Here is a 23728-nt window from a genome sequence, read left to right as displayed (position 1 = left end):
TCCTGCCATCCGATGTTTCGTCCGAAAGATTACGGACGATATCGACAAGAAACAAGGCTCGATCGATATAGCTCCGATGTATGTGCCGCGGTTGACATGCAGCCATCTGGCTGCCTAAGGTCAAAGGCAGCCAGATGGCTGCCTAACGGATGGCGACGATGGACGAGGTATTCAAGGCACTCGCGGACCCCAGCCGCCGCCGGTTGCTCGACCGGCTCAACGAGCGCAACGGCCAGACGCTTCAGGAGCTCTGCGCGGGCCTTGCGATGGCGCGGCAGTCGGTGAGCAAGCACCTCGCGGTGCTCGAGGCGGCCCGGCTGGTCACCACACAGCGTCGCGGCCGGGAGAAGCTGCACTTTCTCAACGCCGAGCCGATCAACGCCATCGCCGACCGGTGGATGAACCGGTACGACCGGGCGCGGGCCGACGCCCTCGCCGATCTCAAGCACGCCCTGGAGGAGCAGACGATGGACGACAGGTTCGTCTACATCACGTACATCAAGTCCACGCCGGAGCGCACCTGGGCCGCGCTCACCGATCCGGCTTTCACGAAGCGTTACTGGGGCGTCGCGCTCAAGTCCGACTGGCAGGTGGGCAGCGCGGTCACCTGGGAGCTCGACAAGGTGACGATCGCCGACGGCGGCTCGGTGGTGCTCGCCGCGGAGCCGCCGCGCAAGCTGAGCTACTCGTGGCACACGGTCACACCGGAGTTCGTGGCGGCGTTCGGCGACGACCACGACTTTCTCGAGAAGGCCTCGGCGGAGCGCCGGTCGAAGGTGACGTTCGACATCGAGCCCGCCGGCGACCTGGTCAAGCTCACCGTGACGCACGACGACTTCGACCCCGGCAGCGTGATCCTCGGCGGTGTCTCCGAGGGCTGGCCGCCGATCCTGTCCAGCCTCAAGACGCTGCTGGAGACCGGGGAGCCGCTGACGGTCGAGTAGCGGTGGCGGAGAGGCGCGGCCACGGGGGCCGCGCCTCTGTCCACCTGTGGACGGCGGCCACTGTGTTCGCCGTCCACAGGAGCGGTCAGCGCGGAGTCCACACGCCGGTCGCGGCGGCGGCCCGGACGAAGTCGCCGAAGTCGCGGGCCTCGTGACCGGTCACACGCTTGACGTCGTCGGTGACGTGGGCGTTGCGGCCGTCGAGGATGCGGACGAACAGGTCGGTCAGCGCCTCCGCCTCCTCGACCGGCACGCCACCGGCGAGCATCCGCGCGGTGCATTCGGCCGGCGTGACGTGCGCGAAGCGCACCGCCCGCCCGGACGCGGCCGAGATCTCCGCCGCCGCCTCGGCGAACGTCACCGGCCGCGGGCCGGTCAGCTCGTAGGTCATCCCGTGGTGCCCGTCCTCGGTCAGCGCCGCCACCACCACGTCCGCCACGTCCTCCAGGTCGACGAACGGCTCGGGAACGTCGGTGGGCAGCGCGATCTCGCCGGCCAGAACCGGCGGGAGCAGGAAGTACTCGTTGAAGTCCTGCGCGAACCAGCTCGCCCGGACCACCGTCCACTCTGTAGCGACCGCGCACAGCCCGTGCTCGGAAACCTCCGCCTCCTCCTCGCCGCGGCCGGACAGCAGCACCAGGCGGCGTACACCGGCGGCGGTGGCCCGTTCCGCGAAGGCCCGGATCGACTCGGCGGCGCCGGGGAACGCGAGGTCGGGGTAGTAGGTGACGTAGGCGGCGGCGACGCCGTCGAACAGCGGGATCCAGGTGTCGGGCTCGGCGTTCCAGTCGAAGGGCGGCTGCCCCGAGCGCGAGCCGACGCGGACCGGCAGGCCGCGCGCGGTGAGACGGTCGTTGACCCGGCGGCCGGTCTTGCCGGTGCCGCCAATCAGCAGGAAAGTCATGTGTTCATTGGACCGGCGGGCGTCCGCGCGGACCATGGCCGACGAGCGCACGACCATACGCGATCGTCTACGCTGGGCGGGTGGATGCGCTCGCCGGTCTGCTCGACGGCCCCCGTGCCCGCGGGGCGTTCCTGCTCCGCGTGGTGCTCGACCCGCCCTGGTCGGTCCGCGTGCGGGATCGCGCGCCGCTGGCCGTCTTCGCCGTCGCGCGCGGCACCGCCTGGCTCATGACCGCCGGCCGCGACCCCGTCGAGGCGCGCGCCGGCGACGTCGTCGTGGTGCGCGGGCCGGATCCGTACACGGTGGCCGACGACCCGGCGACGCCACCGCAGGTGATCATCCATCCGGACGAGCGCTGCACGACGCTGTACGGCGAGGATCTGAGCGTCGCGATGGACCGCGGCGTGCGCACGTGGGGCAACGCCGACGACGGCGCGTCGGTGATGCTCGTCGGCACCTACCAGAGCGCCGGCGAGATCAGCGACCGGCTGCTGCGCGCGCTCCCGCCGGTGCTCGTGCTGGCCCGCGACGAGTGGGACAGCCCGCTCGTCCCGTTGCTCGCCACCGAGATCACCAAAGACGACCAGGGCCAGTCCGCGGTCCTGGACCGCCTCCTCGACCTGCTGCTCATCGCGGTGCTCCGGGCCTGGTTCGCGCGGGCCGAGTCGGCGCCGGGGTGGTTTCGCGCGCAGGCCGACCCCGTGGTCGGTCGGGCGCTGCGGATGCTGCACAACCACCCGGCCCACCCGTGGACGGTCGCCGGCCTCGCCGGGCGGCTCGGCGTGTCTCGCGCCGCGCTGGCCCGGCGCTTCACCGACCTGGTCGGCGAGCCGCCGATGGCATACCTCACGTCGTGGCGCCTCGCCCTGGCCGCCGACCTGCTCCGCGAGCCGGACGCGACGCTGGGCGCGGTGGCGCGGCAGGTGGGATACGGCAGCCCGTTCGCGCTGAGCGCCGCGTTCAAGCGGGTGCGTGGGGTGAGCCCGCAGGAGCACCGGGCGGCGGCTCAGCCCGGCGCGGGTTGAGCCGCCGCGTGTGCCTGATCGGCCGCTCAGCCCGATGTGGGTTGAGCCGCCGCCTTGCTCATCGGTCGCTCAGCCCGGCGGGGCTGAGCTGGCGCGTTGCTGACCGGTCGCTCAACCCGGCGCGGGTTGAGCCGCCGCGTTGCTGACCGGTGGCTCAGCCTGTCGCGGCTGAGCCACCGCTGACTGATCGGTCGCTCAGGAGAGCCGTGCCTGGGCGACCGGTCGGTCACTGGCCCTCCCACACCGCCTTGGCGCCGGAGTCGCCGGTGCGGACGACGTAGTACAGCGCGAACGCGGCCGCCACGACCGACAGCACGGTCAGTGCCAGCGACACCACCCGCGTGCCGCCCGGGCCGCCCGCGGTGCGAGCCACGGCGCCGGTCGGGCCGACGAAGTACACCAGGGCCAGCGTGACCACGCCCAGCGCGATCGCCGCCCACATCGTGTTCGTACCGAAGCCCTGGTGCCGCTCGATGGTCGGGATGAACTCCTCGGTTACCCGGCCCCGCTCCCGCATCCGGTCGAAGAACGCGTCGCCGGAGAGCTTCGCCGCCAGCGCCGAGAGCGGGCCGACGACCGCGAGACCGGCCAGTACCAGCCGGATGTGCGGGCGCAGGAAGGGCAGCAGCGCGTACGCCACCGCCGCCAGAGCGAGCAGCGGCACGAAGACCACGGCCGCGTGTATCAGCAGGGGATGGGCGGGAATCCCCATGAACTCCTCGAACAACGGTGCCTCCTCGGTCGGGCTGCGCGTTAGCGTACGGGTACCACGCGCGGCGGGCGCGGATGGTTCAATCCTCAACCAAGATAATGACCAACATGGACGGAACGGTCGAGCGGGTACTGGCACGCATCCGGCGGGACATGCCGGACGTCGTGGCGGTGTTCCTGTGCGGCAGCAGACTGCGCGGCGACTCAGGACCGCACAGCGACCTCGACTTCGACGCGCTCCTGCCGGAGGGGCCGCGCGACGAGTCGGCCGGCTGGTTCGACGGCCCGCTGCGGGTCTCGGTGTGGGTGCGCGACGTCGAACGGTGGCGCGCCGAGCCCGACGAGGCCCAGGAATGGGCCTTCGGGCTGCCCGCCGTGCAGCGCCTGCGCCTGTGCTGGGCCGCCACTCAGGAGTGGCGCGACCGGCTCGACCGCACCGAGGTGACCCACCCGGCCGGCGTGCCCGAGCTGGACCATTTCCTCGGCGACCTGGCGAAGGTGGCCAACGCCCGCCACGCCGGCGACGGGCTCGGCCTGCGGCTCGCGGCCCAGGACCTCGCCCGGTCCTGTCCCGCGCTGCTGGCACCGGTCAACCCCGCGCCCGCGGTGGCCAGCCGCCGCGCGGCGCTGACAGCCGCGCTGTCGGTCCATGTCGCTCCGCCCGGGTACGCCCGGGACCTCACCGCGTGCCTCGGCCTCGGCGACGGTCCCTCCACAGAGGAGGTGTACGCGGCGGCGGCCCGCCTAGGCGCCGGCGTCCTCGCGGTGCTGGAGTCGCATGTGGACGTCTACGCCGCGGTGCTCCCCGCCGACCTGGCCGCCCAGCTGCGCGACGGCACGCTGCGGCGCCACGTCGACGAGATGCTGCTCGCCTAGTCCACCAGGTCGGAGTCGGTCAACACGAGCGTGCCCGAGTCGGGGGCCACCTCCCAGGTGTCCCGCCACTGCCCGACGCGGCCGCCGTCCCAGTACTCGATCCACACCAGACTCACCGCCTCGCGCGGGTCGGCGGACTCGGGCACGTCGAGGTCCACGGTGGACTCGGTGACCACGTCGGGCGGGATGTCCGAGCGCACCGACTCGAGGCGGGCCGCCCGCGAGGTGACCGGGCCGCGGTCGGGGCGCGACCACACCGCGAACACGTCGACGGCGGGCTGTCCCGTGCCGCACCGCACCGCGCCGAAGACGCGGCCGTCGACGCGGGTGAGGGTCGGGTACACCCGCGGGCGCACCGAGCGGGCCTGCGTCTCGCGACCGGCGGGCGGTGGCGCTGCTCTCGGCGGCCGCGCGCATCGAGCCGAGCGCCGCCACCGCGGCGAACCCGGCCGCCGCGACCGTCCCGGCCGCCTCCAGCGCACCCACCAGTGCGCCGTTGTCCCGGAACCCGATGAACAGCCCGAACAGGACCACCAGGGCCAGCAACGTCAGCCCGTAGGCGGCCAGTCTCCTTGATCGACTCACCCGCCGACGGTATCTGGCGCCGCCATAAGGTTGGCGGATGGCTGGTTCACCGAGGGTGTTGATCTCCGCGGACCTGGAGGGCGTCTCCGGGATCGTCCACCCGACCGAGACGAACCCCGGCGGGTACGACTACGAGCGGAGCCGCGAGCTGATGACCGCGGAGGTCAACGCGGCAGTCGCCGGCGTGCTGGCCGCCGAGCCATCCGCCACGGTGCTGGTGGCGGACGCGCACGGGCCGTTCCGCAACCTGCTGCCCGAGCGGCTCGACCGGCGGGTGCGGCTGGTGCGCGGCAAGCCGCGCCCGCTTGGCATGATGGCCGGCCTCGACGGCGCGACCGGCGCGGTGCTGTTCGTCGGATACCACGCCCGCGCCGGCACCGGACCCGCGGTGCTCGCCCACACCAGCAGCGACGCGCTGCTCGACGTCCGGCTGGACGGCCGGCCCATGGGGGAGATCGGCCTCAACGCGGCCCTGGCCGGGCACGCCGGCGCGCCGGTGGTGCTGCTCAGCGGCGACGAGGCGGCCTGCGCCGAGCTGGCGGACCTGGTGCCGGACGCGCTGACCGTGCCGGTCAAGCGCGCGCTGGGCCAGTCCGCCGCCGAGACCCTCCACCCGGAGGAGGCCCGCGAACGGCTGCGCGAGGCGGCGGCCACGGCCGTCTCCCGGCGCGCCGAGGTGCGGCCGCTGGTGCTGCCCGGCCCGGTGCGGCTGGAGGTCGACCTGTTCGGACCGTACACAGTGGATCTGGCCATGCTGGTGCCCGGCGTGGAGCGCGCCGCGGGCGGCCGGACGGTGGCCTTCGGCGCGGCGGACCTTCCCGAGGCGTACCGGATGGTGCAGCTGCTGGTGCAGCTCGCCCAGATTAAACCCGGATGAGGCGTCGCGCCGGTTGGGTGGAGAGTGGACACTGGCGGGATGCCGTCCACGACCGACGTGATCCAGGTCGCCACCGGGGTCGCCAGCCTGGCGGTGTCGGCGCTGGCGCTGCGGGAGGCCCGGCTCCAGCGGGTCGGCCGCGACGGGAGCGGCCCGCCTCCACCGGCGCCGGCACCGCACCTGCCGGTCGCGACGGCCACGGCGGTGCCGCTCGAGCCGTCGCCGGTCCCGCCGCTGCCGCCGGCGAGCGTCCCGCCGCCAGCCGCCCAGCCGCCGGTGTGCGCTCCGCCGGACCTCACTAGCCCGCCGGCGGACGTGCCGCCGGTGACCGCGCCCCTGCCGCGCCCGGCGACGGCGTCCGGTCCGCCGGGTCCCGCACCAGCCGCCTCGCCGCCGGGGGCGCCGTGGACCGTCGGGCCGGAGTCGCCGTCGCCTTACGCGCGGCCGTCCGGCGAAGGGGCGCCGGGGACGGCTGGGCCGGAGTCGCGGCGTGCGCCCGGAGAGGCTGGGCCGGATTCGTCGCGGGCGCCCGGAGAGGGCGCGGCTGGGCCGGATTCGTCGCGGGCGCCGGGGAAGGGTGCGGCCGGGCCCGAGTCGCCGTGGCCTCCGGCGCGGGAGCCGGCCGCGCCGGCGTCGCCGTTGCCGTCCGCGTGGCCGCCGGGACAAGGTGCGGCCGGGCCGGCGGGCCGGGGGCAGCCTGGTTACCCGGTCCCGCCTTCGGATGGTGGCGCGCAGGTGTGGCCCGGGGCGCAGGAGAGGCCGGCGGCGGCCCGTGCCGGGGGGTGGCTGCCGTGGGTGGCCGTGGTCGGGGTGGCGACGGTGTTCGTCGTCCTGGGCGGCGTGGTGCTCTTCGCACGGGAGGACGGCCCGACCGTGTCCGGCGGGCGGGCGGAGGCGGTGAGCCAGGGTTGGGTGTTCGCCTCGATGGCGCTGCTGGTGTTGACCGTCGTGATCGCGCTGGTCGTGCGCGGCCGCCGGGCGCCGTCGCGGGTGGTCTGGGCGGCCGTGCCGGCCGTCCTCGCCGCCGCTTCGGTCGCCGTCATCGTCTACGTCCTGCCGGTGCACGCCGCGGTCAAGCTCGGCGCGGTCGTCGCCGCGCTCGGTGTGGCGGCCTGGACCGCATTCCGCCGCTGAGCCTTACCGCCCGAGTCCGACCTGGAGACCGGCGGGTGGGGTCGGCCCTGCCGGCCGAGTCGCCGCCGCGGTCCCGTGCGGTCGCGGGCCTCTCGCCTGTGCGGTTGGGCCTCACGGCCGGGCGGCGCGACTCGAGGTTGTCACCGTCTGCCGCCCGGCGGCGCCGGGACGCGGCCGGGCGTCGCCGCCCGGCCGCGCTGACTGTCCGGTCAGTCGACGACGCGTGGCGCGGTCTTCGCCGCGGCGCTGAGGGCGGCGGCCTCGCTGGCGTAGGGGTTGTAGGTGTAGGTGCGGGAGACGCCGCCGGGGATCGTGAAGTACTCGGCGGAGAGCTTGGCCGGGTTGGTGGCGATCTCGCCACGGCCGGGCAGGTCGTCGCCGTCGTCCCAGCCCCACGGGGCGTTCGCCGAGTTGGTGCCGCAGCCGAAGGTGCCCGTGCCGCAGCCGCCGGTGGTGTCGCCGGCGAAGGTGCCCAGGTTGGCGAAGAGGCTCGTGTTGCCGCGTTCCGCCCACAGGCCGCCGGCCGCGAAGATGTCGACGAGCTGGTAGCGCACGTCGCGGTCGTTTCCGCCACTCGGCGTCTCGGCCACGGTGGACGGGTAGTAGACGATGCCGTCGCCGTTGATGGCGTACTGCGGGTGGGCCTTGAGCCCGTGTCCCTGCGCCTCCTGCGCGGTCACCGGGTGCAGGAACGAGTCGTGCGGTGAGGCGGCCAAGTTGAGGGTGCCGTCAACATTCTCCCGCCCACCCGACCAGGTGCTGCCCGCCGTCGTGTACGAGTAGAAGTTGGTGTGCGCGACGGTCACCGCGCCGCGTAGCACGCCGTACTCCGAGCCGTCCCGCTCGATGGCGAGCATCACCCCTTCGCCGTCGTTTTCGTGCTCGGTCTCGAAGAACGGGTGGTCGACCCAGTCGCGGGGGTGGAAGAAGAGGTACGTGATGTACCAGTGGGTGCTCGTCTCGGCCACCGAGTAGTACGCGTGCGCGGCGAGCGAGGTGCCCGACTGGCCGGCGCGGTCCCAGTTGTTGCGGCCGTTGAGGTCGCCGTCGAAGTCGACGCGCGTGATGTAGTCGGCGCGGCCGCTGAGCGCGTGGGTGCCGGTGGCGTCCACGTCTTGGTGGTGGATCGGCGCCCAGCGCAGTGCGAGCTGCGCCCGGCTGGGCGCGGCGGCGGCCGGCGACGGCACCGCCAGCCCCATGGCCACGAGCGCCGCGGTGGCGACGGCGGCCACTGTGGATCTGTTGAGCATGGTTCCTCCCCACAATCCGGATGGATCGATTGCGAGGAATCTTCGCGGTCCGCGGCGCCGCGCGCGTGACCGCCGGGCGAAAACCGGATAGATGCCGGTCAACGGGAAGTATCTGGCACCGGCGCGGTGCGGGCGCTCCGCCGGGCACCCGCCGAGCCGCGGGGACGGCCTCGCTCGGCCGGGCACGCGCGGGGTCGCGGGGTCGCGGCGACCGGCATGCTCCGCTGGGCAGGCGTCGGGCCGCGGGGACCGGCCTCGCTCGGCCGGGCACGCGCGGGGTCGCGGGGTCGCGGGGGCCGACATGCTCCGCTGGGCAGGCGTCGGGCCGCGGGGGACCGGCCCGCTCGGCCGGGCACGCGCGGGGTCGCGGGAACCGGCATGCTCCGCTGGGCAGGCGTCGGGCCGCGGGGGACCGGCCCGGCCCCGCCAGGCCGGGCACCTGTCGGGCCGCGGGCATGCTCCGCGGGGTCGCGGTCGAGCGCGGGCCGGTGCGGTCAGCCGGCGCCGCCGAGCATCTCGACGCCTAGCGGGGTGAGGCGGTGCACGACCGCGCAGCCTTCGCGTTCGCTGGTGAGTAGGCCGGCGGCCCGTAGTGCGGCCGTGTGTTCGGACGCCGAGGGCAGGCTGACGCCCGCCGCGCGGGCCAGGGTGGTCGTCGTGTGGCGGCCCGGCTCGCCGAGCTGGCGCAGCACCGCCGCCCGGGTCCGTCCCAGCAGCCGGGCCAGGGCGTCTCCGCCGGCGGCTGGTGGCGGCGCGACCGGGAAGACGAGCAACGCGGGGCGCCCGCGCTCCACCAGCAGGCGCGGGCGCGGTCCGGCGAACGGGCTGGGCACGAGCACCACTCCCGCACCGGTGCCGTCCAGGTCGGCGCTCCACCAGGTGTCCACCTCGAGCACCGGCGCGCGCCACCGCACCGACGGGTGCAGGCCGGCCAGCACGCCGTCCACACCGGACAGTGCCCATTGACGGGCGGCCCGGTCCACCCACCGCCGGTGGGCGAGCGCGACGGCGTTCCACTGTGGACGCAGCTCGGTGTCGAACCAGGCGCCGAGCGCGGACGCGAGCAGCTCCACCGTCTCGCGGTCGCCGTCGGCGAGCCGGCGCCGCCACGGGGTGGCGGGTAGGCGGGCGTACGCCCGCGTCACGTCCGCCCGCACCCGCCGCCGCGGTGTGGAGCGGATCGCGTCGACGCCCGCCTCGACCGAGTCGAGACCCTGGTACGGCGTGACGAAGTCGGGCAGCAGCCCGCGCTCCGGGAGCAGGTGCCGCAGCGGGCCCGGCACCGTGGCGCCGCGCAGTACCTGGCTCGCAAGCGCGGCCGCGCCGACCGGGTGCGGGCGGGCACCGAACCGTACCCGGCCCAGGTCGGCGGGGGAGAGCCGCAACGTGATCATCCATGCAGCTTGCCGGTGTTCGGCGCTCGCCGAAAGGGTTGACCCCAGCGTGACCGGTCACGCACGGTATGCCGGTGCGACGGACTGCTCTGGGTGCGATGTCAGTCGGGCTGCTGCTCGCCCTCGCCGCGTGCGGTGACGAGCCGCCCGGCGGCGGCGGGGCGCCCCGTGGAGGCGAGGCGGCCCCGAGCGCGCCGCCGCCCACCTCCGCCGCCGCGGTGCGGCCGGCGCCCGGGAAGCACGCGCTCACCCTGGACCACGGCGGCACGGCCCGCCGCTACCGCCTGCACGCGCCCGCCGGCTACGACGGGACGCGGCCGGTGCCGCTGGTGATCGCGCTGCATCCGTTCCCCGGTGACGGCCTGTCGATGAGTGAGATGGTCGGCCTGGACGCGCTCGCGGAGCGGGAGGGCTTCCTCGCCGCGTACCCGGACGGGGTGAACGGCGGCTTCAACGCGTTCGTCTGCTGTGGACAGGCCGACGACGTCGGCTTCCTCACCGCGCTCGCCGCCCAGCTTGTGCGGGAGTGGAAGGTGGACGCCGACCGGGTGTACCTGACCGGCATCTCCAATGGTGGCGACCTCAGCTTCCGCGCGGCGGTGGAGGCGACCGGGGTCTTCGCGGCGATCGGCGCGGTGAGCGGCGGCTTCATCGGCGCGCTTCCGGCGGGGGAGAGCTACGCGCCGAAGAGTCCCGTCTCGGTGATCACCTTCATCGGCGACCAGGACCGCTACGCGGGCGAATTTGAGGCAGGCATCAAGAACTGGCGGGAACGGTTGCGCTGCGTCGAGGTGAAACCGGCGCCGAAGCGGCCGGCTCGGAACGTGGCGCTGAGCCGGGCGCGGTGCGCGGACGGGAGTGACGTCGAGGTGTACACGATCGGGGGGATGGGGCACTCCTGGCCCGGGGCGACCGCGGGTGCGATGGCCGCGCCGGACGCGGGGGTGGTGGCGACCGACCTGGTGTGGCGGTTCTTCGCCGCTCACCCACGCAAAAGCTGACGCCGCGCCGCCGGACCCGGCCGTCCGGCGCGAGCTGACGCGCTGTCGGCCTGGCCGTGCGGCGCGAGCTGAGGCGGTGTCGGCCTGGCGGCGCGAGCTGAGCGGAGTGTCGGGGCCTGGGCGTGCGGCGCGAGCTGAGGCGGTGTCGGCCTGGCGGCGCGAGCTGAACGGGTGTCGGCCTGGCCGTGGGATGGGCGCCGCCGGCGGGTTGCCCCGGCCGGGCTGCCGTCACCGTGAGTAGGCGGTCAGGAAGTGGTCCCGGAAGGCGTCCATCCGCCACACCGGGCTCCGCGGGCCGGGCCTGATCCCGTCCTGCCAGCCCCACGACGAGATCTTGTCGAGGACGGCCGGGTCGTGGGCGACGATCGACACGGGCACGTCGCGGGTGGCGTCGGGGCCGGTCACGATCCGGGCCGGCTGGTGGTCGCCGAGGAAGATCATCACCAAGTTGTCGTCGCCGTAGTTTTCCACGTACGAGATGAGCGTCTTGAGCGAGTATTCGATGGAGAGCCGGTACTGCGTGCGGACCCGGGCCGGGTCCTTCCACACCTCCTCCGGCGTGTCGCCGACCCGCGCGTCGTTGATGTAGATGGAGCCGTCGCCCACCTCGTCCCAGTCGAGCCAGGCGGGCAGCGGTGTCCACGGGCCGTGGCTGGAGACCAGCGGGATCACCGACATCAGCGGCGGGTGGGCGGGCTTGGCGTTCTCCAGGCGCTCGAACGCGAGCATCGTGAACTGGTCGGGCATGGTGGCCCAGCTGAAGCCGAGGCCGTGGTAGCCGAGGTCGTGCACGTCGTAGATCCGGTCGAACTCGTAGAAGCGCCCCTCGGGCCAGGCGCGTGTGATGCCCGGCATGACGCCGACGGTCTCCCAGCTCGCCCGGCCGAACGCGCCGGTCAGCGTGAGCCGGTCGCTGGAGGTCACGGTGCGGAACCGCTGCTGGTTGTTCACCCACAGGCCGGACAGGAGGGTGGACTGGGCCAGCCAGCTCCCGCCACCCGACGTGGGTGAGGTGAGCCAGCCGCTGCGCGAGCCGTACCCGGCGGCGGCGAGGCGGCGGCTGCCGTCGTCGAGCAGCGCGCCCACCCGCGGGGCGAACTCGAGGTCCTCCACCGCGTCACGGCCGTAGCTCTCCACGAACACGAGCACGACGTCCTTGCCGCGCAGGCCGCCCAGTAGCTGGTCGCCCGGGGTGTCCCGGAACTTGTCAACCGCCGCCTCGCCGGCGAACTCCTCGCGGTCGCGCAGGCTCGTCACGAGCTGCCGCCCGTGGTCGTACGCGAGCACCGCGGTGTCCCGCGCGGCGACCGGCTGGCCCGGCACCACCTCCACGCCGGCGACCGCGCAGGCCACCCACGCGGCGGCCACCACGCCGACCGCGCGGGCGGCGGCGGTGCGGTGGCGGCCGGCCACAGTGGACAGTCGCAGGACGGAGAGCGTCACGAGGATCGGCACCGCGAAGGCGAGCACGAGCGCGCCGACGACCGCGCCGACCGCGCCCGCCTGGCCGACCGAGTCGCGGAGCACCACCAGCGCGTCGTCGAACAGCACCCAGTCGAGCACGAGGTCGAACGGGCGGTCGAGCACGGAGAGGAAGCCCATGTCGAGCAGGCGGACGACGGCGAGGAGTCCCAAGGTGGCGCCGGCGACCACCGCCACCGCCCGGCGCGGCGTCGCCGGCAGCAGGAGCAGCACCACGCACCCGACCAGGGCCTCCACCGGTATCCGGGCGAGGATGCCGGGGCGCAGCAGCTCCAGGTCGCCGGGTGCGACGAAGGCGGCGAAGACGAGGACGCCGGCGAGGACGGTGACCGCGACCGAGACGCCGCGCCGCCACGCGGGTGGTCTCGCCTCGGTGTGCTCCTCGGGTGCCTGGTCGGCTGTGCGGTGGCTGTCGAGCACCTGTTCTACTGACACGCCGGAGTTCCTTCTGTTTCGCCCGGTAAGGCAGTGATCGTACGTGGCGGGATCGCCGCCCGGTCGGGCGGCACCGGGCAGAATGAGCGGCCATGACGTCCGGCTATGAGATCGAGCCCATCGGGTACGTGGAGTCGCCGCTCGTGGATCCCGCCGCGGCGCCCAAGCAGGGTGTGGAGGGGGCGCCGGAGGCGACGCTGGCGTTCCGGCCCGAGGTGGTCGACGGGCTGCGCGACCTGGCCGCCGGCGCCGACGTGTGGGTGCTGACCTGGCTGCACGTGGCGCGGCGGGACGTGCTCGCCGTGCACCCGCGCGACGACCCGGCCAACCCGCTGACCGGCGTCTTCAGCACGCGCTCGCAGGACCGGCCCAACCCGGTCGGCCTGCACCGGGTGCGGGTGCTGGCGGTCGACCTGCCGCGCGTGCGGGTGAGCGACCTGGAGGCCGTCGACGGCACGCCCGTCGTCGACGTCAAGCCGGTGATCGGCGGCGGCCGCTAACCCTCCCGGGTGTACGTGAGCCCGAAGTCGACGTTCCAGGTCTCGCCGTCGCGGGACATCTCCCACTGGCCGTCGACGACCCGCCCGCCGTCGCCGAGCGTGCCGGTGAAGCGCTGGTTGAAGCCGGGTGCCTCGCGCCACACCGTCCACACGCGACCGTCGAACGTCATCTGGTAGACGCGGTGCACGCCGCGCCCGTCGGCGTACATCATCGTGTACCGGCCGGTGGTGTCGTCGAGGCCGATGAGCGCGGTGGTGGGGAACGGCGCGCCCTCCCGCCAGGCGGCCGGCGCGGTCTCCGGTATCTCGGCGTCCGCGTACTGGCGCAGGTACTTGCCGCCTTCCACCCAGGTGAACTCGCACCACCCGGCGCCGAGGCCCGCCACCGTGGGCCGCACGGTCCAGCGGCCCACGAACACGTCGAGCCGGACCAGGTCGGGGTGCCTGCCGTCGTCGTCCATCCGATCACCGTACCGGCGGGGGAACGGCCGGCTGGCCGGGCCCGTCGAAGACCCATGCGCTCGCCCCGCCTCGCCGGTGTGTTCGCCGCCGCCTTCCTCTGCGTGGCCTGCGGCGACGAGCCGATCGTCGACCCCGGGCTGACGCTCACCGACAACCGCTGGGAGGTGCGGGGCGTGGTGGCCGGCGGGGAGCGGTCGCCAGCGCCCGGCGCGGGCTACCTGTTCTTCGCCGGCGACGGCACGCTGACCGGCTCGACCGGGTGCGAGGAGGTGAGTGGCAGGTACACGAAGGACGGGGTGGCCGGCGGCCGGATCCACTTCACCGGCGCGGCACCGGCGACCTCCGCCTGCGCGCCGGACCTGGTGCGGGTCCTCGCCGGTGACGCGACGTTCCAGGTACGCGACGGAAACCTGGAGCTGATCGGGGCGCGGGGGGACGGGATCTGGCTTAGGTTCGGCGGGTGAACGAGGCTCTCTACACCGGCAGCGCCCGCTACTACGCGGCCGGCCGGCTGCCCTACCCGGCGCGGATCGCCGAGGTGCTCCGCGACGGGCTGGGGCTCGACGGGCGCGGGCGGCTGCTCGACGTGGGGTGCGGGCCGGGCACGGTGACGCTGCTGCTGGCGCCGCTGTTCGCGGGCGCGGTGGGCGTCGACGCCGACCCCGGCATGATCGCCGAGGCGCGGCGGTCGGGTGCCGACGGCGTGGAGTGGCGGCAGCTGCGGGCCGAGGAGCTTCCGGCCGGGCTGGGCACGTTCCGGGTGGCGACGTTCGCACAGTCGTTCCACTGGATGGATCGTCCGCTCGTGGCCCGGCGGGTCCGCGGGATGCTCGACCCCGGCGGCGCCTGGGTCCACGTCGACACCAAGACGCACTTCAGCGCGCCCGGCGACGGCCCGCTGCCGCACCCCGAGCCGCCGCGCGAGGCGATCGACGCGCTGGTCAAGCGGTACCTGGGGCCGGTGCGGCGGGCCGGCACCGGCCTGTTGCCGCAGGGCACGCCGTCCGGTGAGGCGGAGGTCATGCGGGCGGCCGGCTACACCGGTCCGGAGGTGCTGCCGGTCGGCGGCGGCGCGGTGCACGTGCGGTCGGTCGACGAGGTGGTGGCGTCGGTGTTCTCGCTGTCCTGGTCGGCGCCGCACCTGTTCGGCGAGCGGGTGGCCGAGTTCGAGCGTGACCTGCGCGCGCTGCTGCGCTCGGCGTCGCCGCCGGGGCGGTTCGCCGAGCGTTCCCACGATGTGTCGCTGATCGTGTGGCGGCCGTAGGCGCGGGGTACCTCCAGGGCATGGCCGAGCGCACCGTCTCCGACGTCCTTGTCGAACGCCTCCGCGCGTGGGAGGTGGACCGGGTCTTCGGGTACTCCGGGGACGGCATCGACGGGGTGCTCGGCGCTATGCGGCGCGCGGGGAAGCCGGTGTTCGTGCAGGCGCGGCACGAGGAGACGGCCGCGTTCATGGCGGTCGGTCACGCCAAGTACACCGGCGGCGTCGGCGTCTGCCTGTCCACCCAGGGGCCGGGCGCGGTGCACCTGCTCAACGGGCTCTACGACGCCAAGCTGGACTCCAAGCCGGTCGTGGCGATCGTCGGGCAGCAGGTGTCGACGGTGCTCGGCAGCGCGTACCAGCAGGAGATCGACCTGGTGCGGCTCTTCGGCGACGTGTGCGCCCAGTTCGTGCAGGCCGCGCACACGGCGGAGCAGGTGCCGATGCTCGTCGACCGGGCCTTCCGCACCGCGCTGGCCACCCGCAGCCCGACCTGCGTCGTGCTGCCGCACGACGTGCAGACCAGACCCGCCCCGGAACCGGCGCGGCACGAGCACGGCGTGGTGACGACCAGCGCCGGCGTCCGCCCGGCCCGCGTGGTGCCGCGCGACAGCGACGTCCGGGCCGCCGCCGACCTGCTGGCGTCCGGTGAACGGGTGGCGATCCTGGCCGGCCAGGGCGCGTACGGCGCCGCCGAGGGCCTGGTCGAGCTCGCCGACCGGCTCGGCGCCGGCGTGGCCGCGTCGCTGCTGGGCAAGCCGGTGCTCGACGAGCGGCTGCCCTTCCACACCGGGGTCATGGGCCACCTCGGCACGACCGCCAGCGCCCGGCTGATGCGCGAGTGCGACACGCTGCTGCTGGTCGGCACCAACGACCCGTGGACCGAGTTCTACCCGGCGCCCGGCCAGGCGCGCGCGGTGCAGATCGACATCGACGGGCGGCGGCTCGGCGTGCGGTACCCGGTGGAGGTGCCGCTGCTCGGCGACGCGGCCGAGACGGTCGCGGCGTTGCTCGCGGTGGTCGGCCGCCGCGACCGGCGGGCGTGGCGCGAGCGGGTGGAGACCTGGGTGCGGGAATGGGACGCGATCGCGACCGGGCGGGCCGAAGCGCCGGCCGACCCGGTCAACCCGCAGGGCCTCGTGCGTGCGCTGAACGGGCGGCTGCCCGGCGACGCGATGGTGGCCGTCGACGTCGGGTCGGTGACCTACTGGTACGCCCGCCACCTGCGCCTGCCGCCGGGCGTGCCGGCGCACCTGTCCAGCACGCTCGCCTCGATGGGTTCCGCGCTGCCGTACGGGCTGGCCGCCAAGCTGGCCTATCCCGACCGGCCGGTGGTGGCGCTGGCCGGCGACGGGGCGATGCAGATGAACGGCCTCGCCGAGCTGATCACCGTCGCCGCCCGGTGGCGGGAGTGGGCCGACCCGCGCTTCGCCGTGTGCGTGCTCAACAACGGCGACCTGGCCGAGGTGAGCTGGGAGCAGCGGGAGACGGAGGGCGAGCCGCGGTTCCACGCGTCGCAGCACCTGCCGGACGTGCCGTACGCCCGCTGGGCCGAGCTGCTCGGCCTGCGCGGGGTCCGGGTTACCTCGCCGGACGAGGTCGAAGCCGCGTGGGACGAGGCGTTGACGGCGGACCGGCCGTTCGTGATCGACGCCGTCGTCGACCCGGCGGTGCCGCTGCTGCCGCCGCTCCAGCCGTACGAGAAGATCGAGCCGATGTACACCGGGCTCGCCGCCGAGGACACCCCGCTGGCCCGCCGTGCCGCGGCCCACTTGCGCCGGGAACGGGCCGGTGAGGGCTTCACCGATCCCGGGTGACCGACCTGGCCCGCAGGTGCGCGCGCTCGCCCTGCGGGCCGAAGAGGCTCAACACCTCGACCGGCTCGCCGTCGACGCTGCCGAACCAGTGCGGCACGCGCGTGTCGAACTCGGCCGCCTCGCCGGGCTCCATCACGAAGTCGCGGTCGCCGAGGATGACCCTTAGCCGTCCATTGAGGACGTACATCCAGTCGTACCCCTCGTGGGTCTTGGGGTCCGGTGTGGACCGTCCACTCGCGATGATCAGCTTGTAGGCTTGGACGCCGCCGGCCCGCCGGGTCAGCGGCACCATCGTCATGTCGCCACGGTGGATCGGGCGCAGGTGCACCCGCGGGTCGCCGGTCTCCGGCGCGCCGACGAGCTCGTCGATCTGCACGCCGTGCGCGCGGGCCAGCGGCAGCAGCAGCTCCAGCGTGGGCCGGCGCTGGCCGGACTCCAGCCGGGAGAGCGTGGAGACGGAGATGCCGGTGGCGGCGGACAGGTCGGTCAGGGTGGTGCCGCGCCGCCGCCGCAGCTCCCGCAGCCGGGGGCCGACCGCGGCCAGCACGCCCTCCAGGTCACCGTCCACCCGGCCAGTTTGCCACAGCGGCAAGAACCTTTGCCGGTGCGCCGGTAACGAGGCATCGTCGGGCGCATGGAATACGACGTGATCGTGATCGGTGGCGGCGCCGCGGGGCTGAGCGCGGGGCTGACCCTGGCCCGCGCGCGGCGTGCGGTGGTCGTGGTGGACGCGGGAGAGCCGCGCAACGCGCCCGCCGAGGGCGTGCACGGCTTCCTCAGCCAGGACGGGATGCCCCCGGCGGACCTGCTCGCCGCGGGGCGGGCCGAGGTGACCCGCTATGGCGGCACCGTCGTGGACGGTGTGGCGCGCGGCGCCCGCCGCACGGCGGAGGGTTTCGAGGTCGACCTCGACGGCGGTGGCCGGCTCGCCGGCCGGCGGCTGCTGGTGGCCAGCGGGCTGGTCGACGAGCTGCCCGAGGTCGCCGGCCTGCGCGAGCGGTGGGGCCGGGACGCCGTGCACTGCCCGTACTGCCACGGGTGGGAGGTGCGCGACAAGCCGATCGGGGTGCTCGGCGCCGGGACACACGCGGTCGACAAGGCGCTGCTGTTCCGGCAGTGGTCGGCGGACGTGGTGCTCTTCACCCACACCGCGGCGCCGCCGACCGTGGAGGAGGCCGAGCGGCTGGCCGCCCGGGGCGTCCGGGTCGTCGAGGGGCGGGTGGCCGCCGTGGAGGTCTCCGGGGACCGGGTCACCGGGCTGCGGCTCTCCGACGGCACCGTCGTGGCCCGCGAGGTCGTCGCCGTGACGTCGCGGATGGTGGCGTCCTCGCCGGTCCTGGCCGACCTGGGGCTGAAGCCGGTGGAACATCCGATGGGCCTCGGCGCGGCGTACCCGGCGGGGCCGATGGGGCAGACCGACGTGCCCGGGGTCTGGGTCGCCGGAAACGCCACCGACGTGATGGCGCAGGTCGTGACCGCGGCCGCGCAGGGCGTGATGGCGGCCGCCGCGGTCAACATGGACCTGGTGAACGAGGACGCCGAGCGCGCCCTGGCCGGTTATCGGGACGGCAACAGCCCGGCAACAATTCCTTGACATCCGGCAACGACAACCGTCACTCTGGTCCCGCTGGGAGAGCGCTCTCACGTCGGCGGGTCAGGGCGCGTCCCGGCTTCCCGTCACCGTCGACCTGAAGGGGTCAACATGAGGGCCGGACCGCCGACGACGACTCGACGACCCCGAAGACTGCTCGCGACCGGCGCGGTGGTGCTCCTCGCCGCCGGCCTCCTCGCGGTCGCCGCCGCCCGCGCCGCGGACGCCGCGCCGGTCGGTGCGGGCAGCTACACCGAGACGCTCCCGGCCGGCGCCGCCCTGCCGTCCGGCTGCGGCACCATCTCGAGCAACCCGCGCCAGTTTCTCACCGCGAACGCGCCGGCCGGCGCCGTGCCCACCAACGACTGGTGGTCGTCGCTGGTGTTCAAGCGCTCGGACTGCGCGTACAGCCTGCCGCTGCACGCGCATCCCGTCTCGTACGACACGTTCGCGAACGGCCTCGGCTTCTCCTACACCACCACGGCGGCGATCAGCGGCACCGCGACCGGCGTCGGCGAGTACCACTACCCGTACGTCCAGGACATCCTCGTCGGGGTCGCCGGCCTGAACGCGCCGGTCGTGCGGGTCGACGGCTGGAGCGACTGGACGGTGTCGCCGTACTGGACCGACGGCACCCGCACGCTGCGCGCGACGATCGGGCACGGGCTGCCGTTCGCGTACTTCCAGGCGACCGGCGGCAACGCCCAGATCACCGCCGCCGGCACGCCCGCGGTGTGGCTCGACGGCGGGGCCACGCTCGGCTTCACGGCCGGCGGGAGCGACTACGTGGCGTACGCGCCGGCCGGTGCCACGTGGACGGTGAGCGGCTCGACCATCACCTCCACGCTGGGCGGGCGCGGGTACTTCTCGGTGGCGCTGCTGCCCAGCGGCGGGTCCAGGGTGGACCTGGCCAACCGGTACGGGCAGTACGCGCACGCGCACGTCACCGGCACCCGGCTGTCGTACGCGTACGACCCGGCGAACAACGGGCTGACCACCACCTACGCGTTCACCACCACGGCCCGGGAGGGGAGCGCCACCGGCACCGTCGTGAGCCTCTACCCGCACCAGTGGCGGTACCTGAGCGGCGGCTCACCGCTGCCGGAGACCTACACGTCGGCGCGGGGCGCCATGCGGACGCTCGTCGGGGTGTCCAGCTTCCGGACCGCGATGACGTTCCGCGGGGTGCTGCCCGAGGTGCCGGCGGTCGCGGACAGCACGGGCGCGGACTTGAACACGCTCAACACATACCTCGCCGCGGTGCGGGACAACCCCGAGGGGCCGTCCGGCGGCGACACGTACTGGGCCGGCAAGGGCCTGGGCCGGGCCGCCCGGATCGCCGAGATCGCCGACCAGGTGGGCAACACCGCGGTGCGCGACAGCGCGCTGGCCGCGATCCGCGACCGGCTCGACAACTGGCTCACCGCCTCCTCCGGCGAGGTCGGGCAGCTGTTCTACTACAACGCGAACTGGGGCACGCTGATCGGCTACCCCGCGTCGTACGGCTCCGACCAGGAGCTCAACGACCACCACTTCCACTACGGGTACTTCGTCGCGGCGGCGGCGACGCTGGCCAAGTTCGACCCGGCGTGGGCCACCTCGGGGCAGTACGGCGGCATGGTCGACCTGCTGATCCGGGACGCGAACAACTACGACCGGGGCGACAACCGCTTCCCGTACCTGCGCGACTTCGACATCTACGCCGGGCACGACTGGGCCTCCGGGCACGGCTCGTTCGGCGCCGGCAACAACCAGGAGTCGTCGTCCGAGGGGCAGAACTTCGCGAACGCGCTCATCCAGTGGGGCCAGGCGACCGGCAACACGGCCGTGCGTGACGCGGGCGTCTTCCTCTACACCACGCAGGCGGCGGCGATCCAGGAGTACTGGTTCGACGCGGCGAACGAGAACTTCCCGGCCGCGTTCGGCCACGCGACGGTCGGCATGGTGTGGGGCGACGGCGGCGCGTACGCGACCTGGTTCAGCGGCGAGCCGGAGATGATCCAGGGCATCAACATGCTGCCGATCACCGGCGGCCACCTCTACCTCGGCTACCACCCGTCCTATGTGAACACCAACTACGCCGAGCTGGTGCGCAACAACGGCGGGCCGCCGACCGTGTGGCAGGACATCCTGTGGGAGTTCCAAGCGCTGGGCGACGGCGACGCGGCGCTGGCCAACTTCCGGGCCAACAGCGGCTTCACCTCCGAGGAGGGGGAGAGCAAGGCGCACACGTTCCACTGGATCCGCAACCTCGCCGCACTGGGCACGGTGGACACGTCGGTGTCGGCTAACCACCCGCTGTCGGCCACGTTCGTGAAGAACGGCGCCCGCACGTACGTCGCGTCGAATGTGACCGGTTCGCCGATCACCGTGGCGTTTTCCACAGGGGTCACGGTGAACGTGCCGGCGAGGCGGACGGTGACCACCGGGGCGTTCTCGTGGAGCGGCGGGGGCGGGAGCAACCCCACGAACCCGCCCACGACGGCACCCCCCACCACCGCACCGCCCACGACGGCACCGCCGACCACCGCGCCGCCGACCACCGCGCCGCCCACCGGGTCGCCTACCCGCTACCTGCTCAGCGGCGGCGGGCTCGCCGGGGCCGGCACCGCGAGCACGGTCACGGTCCCCTCCGCCGGCGGGACCAACCACGACGGCACGCCGGCCAACCCGGTCACCTTCACCGCGACCGGGCTGACGATGGCGTACAACGGCGGGGCGACCGGGTTCGACCTGTTCCTCGACGCGGGCGGCGCGGTCGGCAACGGCACGCAGGTGCGGGTCTCCTACGACCTGACCGGAAACGGCGGTTTCGAGCGGGTGGAGACCTACCGCTACTTCGCCACCGACCCGGTGACCGGCTACGAGCACTACACCCAGGCCGCGGGGCTGGCGTCGGCCACCGGCGCGCTCGGCGACCTGGGCAACGGCACCGTGCGGGTCGAGGTGTGGAGCGCGATCGGCAACGCGCCCACCACGCTCGGTGCCGGCAACCAGTCGGTGCTGCGGCTCCCGTACACCTGATCCGCCGATCAGGTAGTGGCGCCCCGCCCGCGCGGCGGGGCGCCACGGTTGGCCCGGTGCCACCCGGGGTATGGCAGGCGGATGAGCGAACCTGAGCGCGTCGAGCGGCGGGCCGAGCACCTGCTGCCCGAGGAGCGGGAGGCGGGCAGCGCCGACCCAGAGGCGCAGGCCGAGGCGATCCTCGACGAGTCCGACGCCCGCGAGGAGTACGCCGAACCCGCGCCCGGCCTGCGGATCGACCACCGCACCTCGGACGAAACCGTGGAGCCTTAGCCGCTCTTCGCGTCCAGCAGCTGGAGCAGGTCGTGCGCGGCCAGCTCCACGTCCTTGTGGCGCCACTCCGAGGCCCGGTAGACGCAGGCGATGAGCGCGGTGCGGTGCACGCGGCGGAAGTCGCCGTACACGAACGCGTAGCGGGCCTTGGTCTCGTCGGCCGCGCCGTCGGTCAGGCCGAGGTGCCAGCGCGCGTAGTCCTCCCAGGAGTGCGACTCCAGGTACGCGTTCTGCGCGGCTGCGGCCGGCTGCGCGTCGCCCCAGTCGCTGTCCAGAACGTACTGCCGGGCCTCGATGAGCTCGCGGGCCCGGGCCACCGCATCGGGGTTGACCGTGTAGGACGCCATGCCTGAGTCTGCCCGGTCGGCCCCGCCGCCACGCCTGTTTTCCGGGGTAGATTGCCGCCCGTGGCACACGAGAAAGCCGGGGCCGTCGGGTTCGCCGTGGTGTTCGGCGCGTTGGGCGGCGCCGCGCTGGCCGGGCACTGGGGCGGGGGCGTCGCCGGCGCGGCCGGGCTCGCCGCCGTCGAGGCCGCCGCCCGGGCCCGGCAGCGGCCCGGGCGGATCCCGGCGCTGTGGGCGCGGATCGCGACGAGCGTCGCGCTCGCCGCGCCGCTCGGCTGGCTGGCCGGCCGGCTCGGCGCCGGACCGCTGCTCGTCGCCGCCGGCACCGGCGTGGTGGTCGGGCTCCTCGGCGTCCGGCCGCAGAAGGTGCTCCTCGGCCCGGTCGCCGGCGTCGCCGTGGGGCTCGCGCTCTCCCTGTGGTGGTCCGCGCCCGGTGCCGTCGCGGCCGCGGCGACCGTCCTGGTGTACCGGACGGCCTCGGCCCTGATTTTCCGCGACCCGCAGGTGAGCCTGCTGGCGGAGCGGGTGGCGGCCGCGGACCTCCCGTTCGTGGTGCCGCTCGCCGCCCGCACCCGCTACGTCGGCACCGGCTACGTGCGCGACCTCGCCGCCGCGATCGGCGGCGACTTCCGCGCGGACGCCCCGGACGTCGGCATCGTGGCCGACTTCGACGACCTGTCCGGCCCCGGCTTCGACCCGGCCGGCGTCGACCCGCGGGTGCGCGAGTTCTACGAGCACACCACCCGCTTCGCGCTGGACATCGTGCCCGAGTGGCGGCTCTGGGTGCGGCCCGGCTACCTGCTCTACCGCAGCCTGCTGGCCCGCCCGCTCGGCCAGGCCAACGTGCCGATGAACCAGCGGGAGACGCAGCGCGGCATCCGCAGCCGGATCGACACGATCAGCCCGGAAGGCGACGGCGTCGTGGGGATCCGCGGGTGGATCCGCTCGTTCGCCGACACCGACGAGCCGATCTACGTCGGCGTCTACACCACCTACCGGCACGCCGGGCGGGGCTACGTGAGCGTCGGGTTTCCCTTGCCGCGGGCCAGCTTCACGGCCACACTGGTGCCCGAGGCGCGCCCCGGCGGCGGTCTTGTGCTGACCAGCCGCAGCGACCTCGACCAGCCCGGCCACTACCTCACCCACATCGACCCGGAGTCGGGGGAGCTGACCACGCTCGCCGTGCACGGCTTCGCCGAACGGCTGGAGGTCTACGTGCGCGACGGTGAGCTCCGCGCGGAGCACGCCTTCTGGGTCTTCGGGCTGCCGTTCCTCGTGCTGCGCTACGACATCCGCGGAAAACCCTGAGGAGTCTCCTGTGGACCTCATCACCCCACCGAGGGTCGAGGAGCGGCCCGCCGTCCCGTACGTCGGGATCCGCGTGGTCACCCCGTTTCGCGGCATGCTGCGGGTGCGCGACACCCTCATGGACGACCTCGTCGCGTGGCTGGACGGGCGCGACGCCGGCCCGCTCTTCTTCCGGCTGCACGTCATCGACATGGCCGGCCCGATGGACATCGAGGTCGGCGCGGTCACGGCGGAGCGGCCCCCGCACGCCGCCGACCGGGTGCGCGCGGGCACCCTGCCCGCCGGCCGGTACGCCACGCTGACCTACCGCAACCACTCGCTGCGGGCCAACAAGACGCTGCTCCAGTGGGTCCGCGACAACGGGGTGGCGCTCGACCGCCGGGAGACGGCGGAGGGTGACGCCTTCGGCTGCCGGTACGAGGCCTACCTCACCGACCCGCGCGTCGAGCCGCGCAAGACCAAGTGGGAGACCCAGCTCAGCATGCGCGTCGCCGACTGAGTGGCGGTGTCGCACGGGGGAGGTAGCGTGG

At 74.3% G+C, this 23728-nt stretch carries 25 protein-coding genes; 16 read left to right on the top strand and 9 right to left on the bottom strand.

Going from position 1 to position 23728, the window contains the following annotated elements; translation table 11 throughout:
• Window positions 1-158 precede the first annotated feature (158 nt).
• Window positions 159-944, top strand: coding sequence for an ArsR/SmtB family transcription factor (locus tag AC5L36_RS16205; RefSeq protein WP_441216558.1), 786 nt, complete (start codon window positions 159-161; stop codon window positions 942-944).
• 85 nt (window positions 945-1029) lie between these two features.
• Here AC5L36_RS16205 and AC5L36_RS16200 read toward each other — a convergent pair whose 3' ends face one another.
• The gene (locus AC5L36_RS16200) at window positions 1030-1848 is read right to left on the bottom strand and encodes a Rossmann-fold NAD(P)-binding domain-containing protein (RefSeq protein WP_441216556.1); all 819 of its coding nucleotides are present in this window, start codon (window positions 1846-1848) and stop codon (window positions 1030-1032) included.
• Between the two features lie 80 nt (window positions 1849-1928).
• Here AC5L36_RS16200 and AC5L36_RS16195 point away from each other — a divergent pair, with 80 nt between their 5' ends.
• Window positions 1929-2873, top strand: coding sequence for an AraC family transcriptional regulator (locus tag AC5L36_RS16195; protein ID WP_441216554.1), 945 nt, complete (start codon window positions 1929-1931; stop codon window positions 2871-2873).
• 226 nt (window positions 2874-3099) lie between these two features.
• Here the strand turns inward: AC5L36_RS16195 and AC5L36_RS16190 are convergent, their stop codons facing one another.
• Entirely contained in the window at window positions 3100-3600 is a 501-nt protein-coding gene (locus tag AC5L36_RS16190; RefSeq protein WP_441216553.1) for a DUF2231 domain-containing protein, read from the bottom strand.
• Between the two features lie 92 nt (window positions 3601-3692).
• On the opposite strand from AC5L36_RS16190, the gene AC5L36_RS16185 reads away from it, so the two are divergent.
• Window positions 3693-4460, top strand: a complete 768-nt coding sequence (locus tag AC5L36_RS16185) for a nucleotidyltransferase domain-containing protein (protein ID WP_441216551.1) — start codon at window positions 3693-3695, stop codon at window positions 4458-4460.
• Here the strand turns inward: AC5L36_RS16185 and AC5L36_RS16180 are convergent.
• A complete protein-coding gene (locus AC5L36_RS16180; protein ID WP_441216549.1) occupies window positions 4457-4816 on the bottom strand; it encodes a hypothetical protein in 360 nt (119 codons plus the stop codon). The genes AC5L36_RS16185 and AC5L36_RS16180 overlap by 4 nt on opposite strands.
• Before the next feature lie 32 nt (window positions 4817-4848).
• Here AC5L36_RS16180 and AC5L36_RS16175 point away from each other — a divergent pair, with 32 nt between their 5' ends.
• The 3 genes from AC5L36_RS16175 to AC5L36_RS16165 all read left to right on the top strand — a co-directional run bounded on the left by AC5L36_RS16175 (window position 4849) and on the right by AC5L36_RS16165 (window position 7056).
• Complete coding sequence (locus AC5L36_RS16175; RefSeq protein WP_441216547.1) at window positions 4849-5019, top strand: hypothetical protein; 171 nt, start codon at window positions 4849-4851, stop codon at window positions 5017-5019.
• A gap of 63 nt (window positions 5020-5082) precedes the next feature.
• On the top strand, window positions 5083-5922 hold the full coding sequence (locus AC5L36_RS16170; RefSeq protein WP_441216546.1) for a M55 family metallopeptidase: 840 nt from the start codon (window positions 5083-5085) through the stop codon (window positions 5920-5922).
• 39 nt (window positions 5923-5961) lie between these two features.
• The gene (locus tag AC5L36_RS16165) at window positions 5962-7056 is read left to right on the top strand and encodes a hypothetical protein (RefSeq protein WP_441216545.1); all 1095 of its coding nucleotides are present in this window, start codon (window positions 5962-5964) and stop codon (window positions 7054-7056) included.
• A 209-nt stretch (window positions 7057-7265) separates the two neighbouring features.
• Here the strand turns inward: AC5L36_RS16165 and AC5L36_RS16160 are convergent, their stop codons facing one another.
• Both AC5L36_RS16160 and AC5L36_RS16155 read right to left on the bottom strand, forming a co-directional pair.
• Entirely contained in the window at window positions 7266-8306 is a 1041-nt protein-coding gene (locus tag AC5L36_RS16160) for a hypothetical protein (protein WP_441216544.1), read from the bottom strand.
• 494 nt (window positions 8307-8800) lie between these two features.
• On the bottom strand, window positions 8801-9700 hold the full coding sequence (locus tag AC5L36_RS16155) for an ArsR/SmtB family transcription factor (RefSeq protein ID WP_441216542.1): 900 nt from the start codon (window positions 9698-9700) through the stop codon (window positions 8801-8803).
• A gap of 98 nt (window positions 9701-9798) precedes the next feature.
• Here AC5L36_RS16155 and AC5L36_RS16150 point away from each other — a divergent pair, with 98 nt between their 5' ends.
• On the top strand, window positions 9799-10701 hold the full coding sequence (locus AC5L36_RS16150; RefSeq protein ID WP_441216541.1) for a CE1 family esterase: 903 nt from the start codon (window positions 9799-9801) through the stop codon (window positions 10699-10701).
• A 228-nt stretch (window positions 10702-10929) separates the two neighbouring features.
• On the opposite strand, the gene AC5L36_RS16145 is transcribed toward AC5L36_RS16150, so the two are convergent.
• The gene (locus AC5L36_RS16145; RefSeq protein WP_441216540.1) at window positions 10930-12618 is read right to left on the bottom strand and encodes an alkaline phosphatase family protein; all 1689 of its coding nucleotides are present in this window, start codon (window positions 12616-12618) and stop codon (window positions 10930-10932) included.
• Between the two features lie 92 nt (window positions 12619-12710).
• Here AC5L36_RS16145 and tsaA point away from each other — a divergent pair, with 92 nt between their 5' ends.
• On the top strand, window positions 12711-13118 hold the full coding sequence (gene tsaA, locus AC5L36_RS16140; RefSeq protein ID WP_441216538.1) for a tRNA (N6-threonylcarbamoyladenosine(37)-N6)-methyltransferase TrmO: 408 nt from the start codon (window positions 12711-12713) through the stop codon (window positions 13116-13118).
• On the opposite strand, the gene AC5L36_RS16135 is transcribed toward tsaA, so the two are convergent.
• Entirely contained in the window at window positions 13115-13579 is a 465-nt protein-coding gene (locus AC5L36_RS16135; RefSeq protein WP_441216536.1) for a hypothetical protein, read from the bottom strand. The genes tsaA and AC5L36_RS16135 overlap by 4 nt on opposite strands.
• A 54-nt stretch (window positions 13580-13633) precedes the next feature.
• Here AC5L36_RS16135 and AC5L36_RS16130 point away from each other — a divergent pair, with 54 nt between their 5' ends.
• Genes AC5L36_RS16130 through AC5L36_RS16120 form a run of 3 tightly spaced genes read left to right on the top strand, consistent with a single transcriptional unit; the run spans window position 13634 to window position 16658 of the window.
• A complete protein-coding gene (locus AC5L36_RS16130) occupies window positions 13634-14044 on the top strand; it encodes an META domain-containing protein (protein ID WP_441216534.1) in 411 nt (136 codons plus the stop codon).
• Window positions 14041-14844 carry a class I SAM-dependent methyltransferase gene (locus AC5L36_RS16125; RefSeq protein WP_441216532.1) on the top strand — a complete coding sequence of 268 codons (804 nt, stop codon included), beginning with the start codon at window positions 14041-14043 and terminating at the stop codon, window positions 14842-14844. Before AC5L36_RS16130 ends, AC5L36_RS16125 begins: the two co-directional genes overlap by 4 nt.
• Before the next feature lie 20 nt (window positions 14845-14864).
• Window positions 14865-16658 (top strand): thiamine pyrophosphate-requiring protein, encoded by a 1794-nt coding sequence (locus AC5L36_RS16120; protein WP_441216530.1) that lies wholly within the window; start codon window positions 14865-14867, stop codon window positions 16656-16658.
• On the opposite strand, the gene AC5L36_RS16115 is transcribed toward AC5L36_RS16120, so the two are convergent.
• On the bottom strand, window positions 16642-17226 hold the full coding sequence (locus tag AC5L36_RS16115; protein ID WP_441216529.1) for a helix-turn-helix domain-containing protein: 585 nt from the start codon (window positions 17224-17226) through the stop codon (window positions 16642-16644). The two genes, AC5L36_RS16120 and AC5L36_RS16115, sit on opposite strands and share 17 nt — an antisense overlap.
• 66 nt (window positions 17227-17292) lie before the next feature.
• On the opposite strand from AC5L36_RS16115, the gene AC5L36_RS16110 reads away from it, so the two are divergent.
• From AC5L36_RS16110 to AC5L36_RS16100, 3 genes are all read left to right on the top strand, one after another.
• Window positions 17293-18252: an NAD(P)/FAD-dependent oxidoreductase gene (locus tag AC5L36_RS16110; protein WP_441216527.1), complete on the top strand. Its 960-nt coding sequence runs from the start codon at window positions 17293-17295 to the stop codon at window positions 18250-18252.
• A gap of 108 nt (window positions 18253-18360) precedes the next feature.
• Window positions 18361-21273: a glycosyl hydrolase gene (locus AC5L36_RS16105; protein ID WP_441216525.1), complete on the top strand. Its 2913-nt coding sequence runs from the start codon at window positions 18361-18363 to the stop codon at window positions 21271-21273.
• Between the two features lie 81 nt (window positions 21274-21354).
• Window positions 21355-21546, top strand: a complete 192-nt coding sequence (locus tag AC5L36_RS16100; RefSeq protein ID WP_441216523.1) for a hypothetical protein — start codon at window positions 21355-21357, stop codon at window positions 21544-21546.
• On the opposite strand, the gene AC5L36_RS16095 is transcribed toward AC5L36_RS16100, so the two are convergent.
• Window positions 21543-21893 (bottom strand): hypothetical protein, encoded by a 351-nt coding sequence (locus AC5L36_RS16095; protein WP_441216522.1) that lies wholly within the window; start codon window positions 21891-21893, stop codon window positions 21543-21545. The two genes, AC5L36_RS16100 and AC5L36_RS16095, sit on opposite strands and share 4 nt — an antisense overlap.
• Before the next feature lie 60 nt (window positions 21894-21953).
• Here AC5L36_RS16095 and AC5L36_RS16090 point away from each other — a divergent pair, with 60 nt between their 5' ends.
• Window positions 21954-23198 carry a hypothetical protein gene (locus tag AC5L36_RS16090; protein ID WP_441216520.1) on the top strand — a complete coding sequence of 415 codons (1245 nt, stop codon included), beginning with the start codon at window positions 21954-21956 and terminating at the stop codon, window positions 23196-23198.
• A 10-nt stretch (window positions 23199-23208) separates the two neighbouring features.
• Window positions 23209-23697, top strand: a complete 489-nt coding sequence (locus AC5L36_RS16085) for a GyrI-like domain-containing protein (RefSeq protein ID WP_441216518.1) — start codon at window positions 23209-23211, stop codon at window positions 23695-23697.
• Window positions 23698-23728 lie beyond the last annotated feature (31 nt).

The organism is Phytohabitans sp. LZ39, assembly GCF_059359075.1.
This window is presented reverse-complemented; position numbering and strand designations above follow the sequence as displayed.

Excerpts from the sequence above, each read along its gene's own strand:
- AC5L36_RS16205 (WP_441216558.1), top strand. The coding sequence starts at position 159 with ATGGACGAGGTATTCAAGGCACTCGCGGACCCCAGCCGCCGCCGGTTG.
- AC5L36_RS16200 (WP_441216556.1), bottom strand. The coding sequence starts at position 1,848 with ATGACTTTCCTGCTGATTGGCGGCACCGGCAAGACCGGCCGCCGGGTC.
- AC5L36_RS16185 (WP_441216551.1), top strand. The coding sequence starts at position 3,693 with ATGGACGGAACGGTCGAGCGGGTACTGGCACGCATCCGGCGGGACATG.
- AC5L36_RS16170 (WP_441216546.1), top strand. The coding sequence starts at position 5,083 with ATGGCTGGTTCACCGAGGGTGTTGATCTCCGCGGACCTGGAGGGCGTC.
- AC5L36_RS16165 (WP_441216545.1), top strand. The coding sequence starts at position 5,962 with ATGCCGTCCACGACCGACGTGATCCAGGTCGCCACCGGGGTCGCCAGC.
- AC5L36_RS16160 (WP_441216544.1), bottom strand. The coding sequence starts at position 8,306 with ATGCTCAACAGATCCACAGTGGCCGCCGTCGCCACCGCGGCGCTCGTG.
- AC5L36_RS16155 (WP_441216542.1), bottom strand. The coding sequence starts at position 9,700 with ATGATCACGTTGCGGCTCTCCCCCGCCGACCTGGGCCGGGTACGGTTC.
- AC5L36_RS16150 (WP_441216541.1), top strand. The coding sequence starts at position 9,799 with ATGTCAGTCGGGCTGCTGCTCGCCCTCGCCGCGTGCGGTGACGAGCCG.
- tsaA (WP_441216538.1), top strand. The coding sequence starts at position 12,711 with ATGACGTCCGGCTATGAGATCGAGCCCATCGGGTACGTGGAGTCGCCG.
- AC5L36_RS16135 (WP_441216536.1), bottom strand. The coding sequence starts at position 13,579 with ATGGACGACGACGGCAGGCACCCCGACCTGGTCCGGCTCGACGTGTTC.
- AC5L36_RS16130 (WP_441216534.1), top strand. The coding sequence starts at position 13,634 with ATGCGCTCGCCCCGCCTCGCCGGTGTGTTCGCCGCCGCCTTCCTCTGC.
- AC5L36_RS16120 (WP_441216530.1), top strand. The coding sequence starts at position 14,865 with ATGGCCGAGCGCACCGTCTCCGACGTCCTTGTCGAACGCCTCCGCGCG.
- AC5L36_RS16110 (WP_441216527.1), top strand. The coding sequence starts at position 17,293 with ATGGAATACGACGTGATCGTGATCGGTGGCGGCGCCGCGGGGCTGAGC.
- AC5L36_RS16105 (WP_441216525.1), top strand. The coding sequence starts at position 18,361 with ATGAGGGCCGGACCGCCGACGACGACTCGACGACCCCGAAGACTGCTC.
- AC5L36_RS16100 (WP_441216523.1), top strand. The coding sequence starts at position 21,355 with ATGAGCGAACCTGAGCGCGTCGAGCGGCGGGCCGAGCACCTGCTGCCC.
- AC5L36_RS16095 (WP_441216522.1), bottom strand. The coding sequence starts at position 21,893 with ATGGCGTCCTACACGGTCAACCCCGATGCGGTGGCCCGGGCCCGCGAG.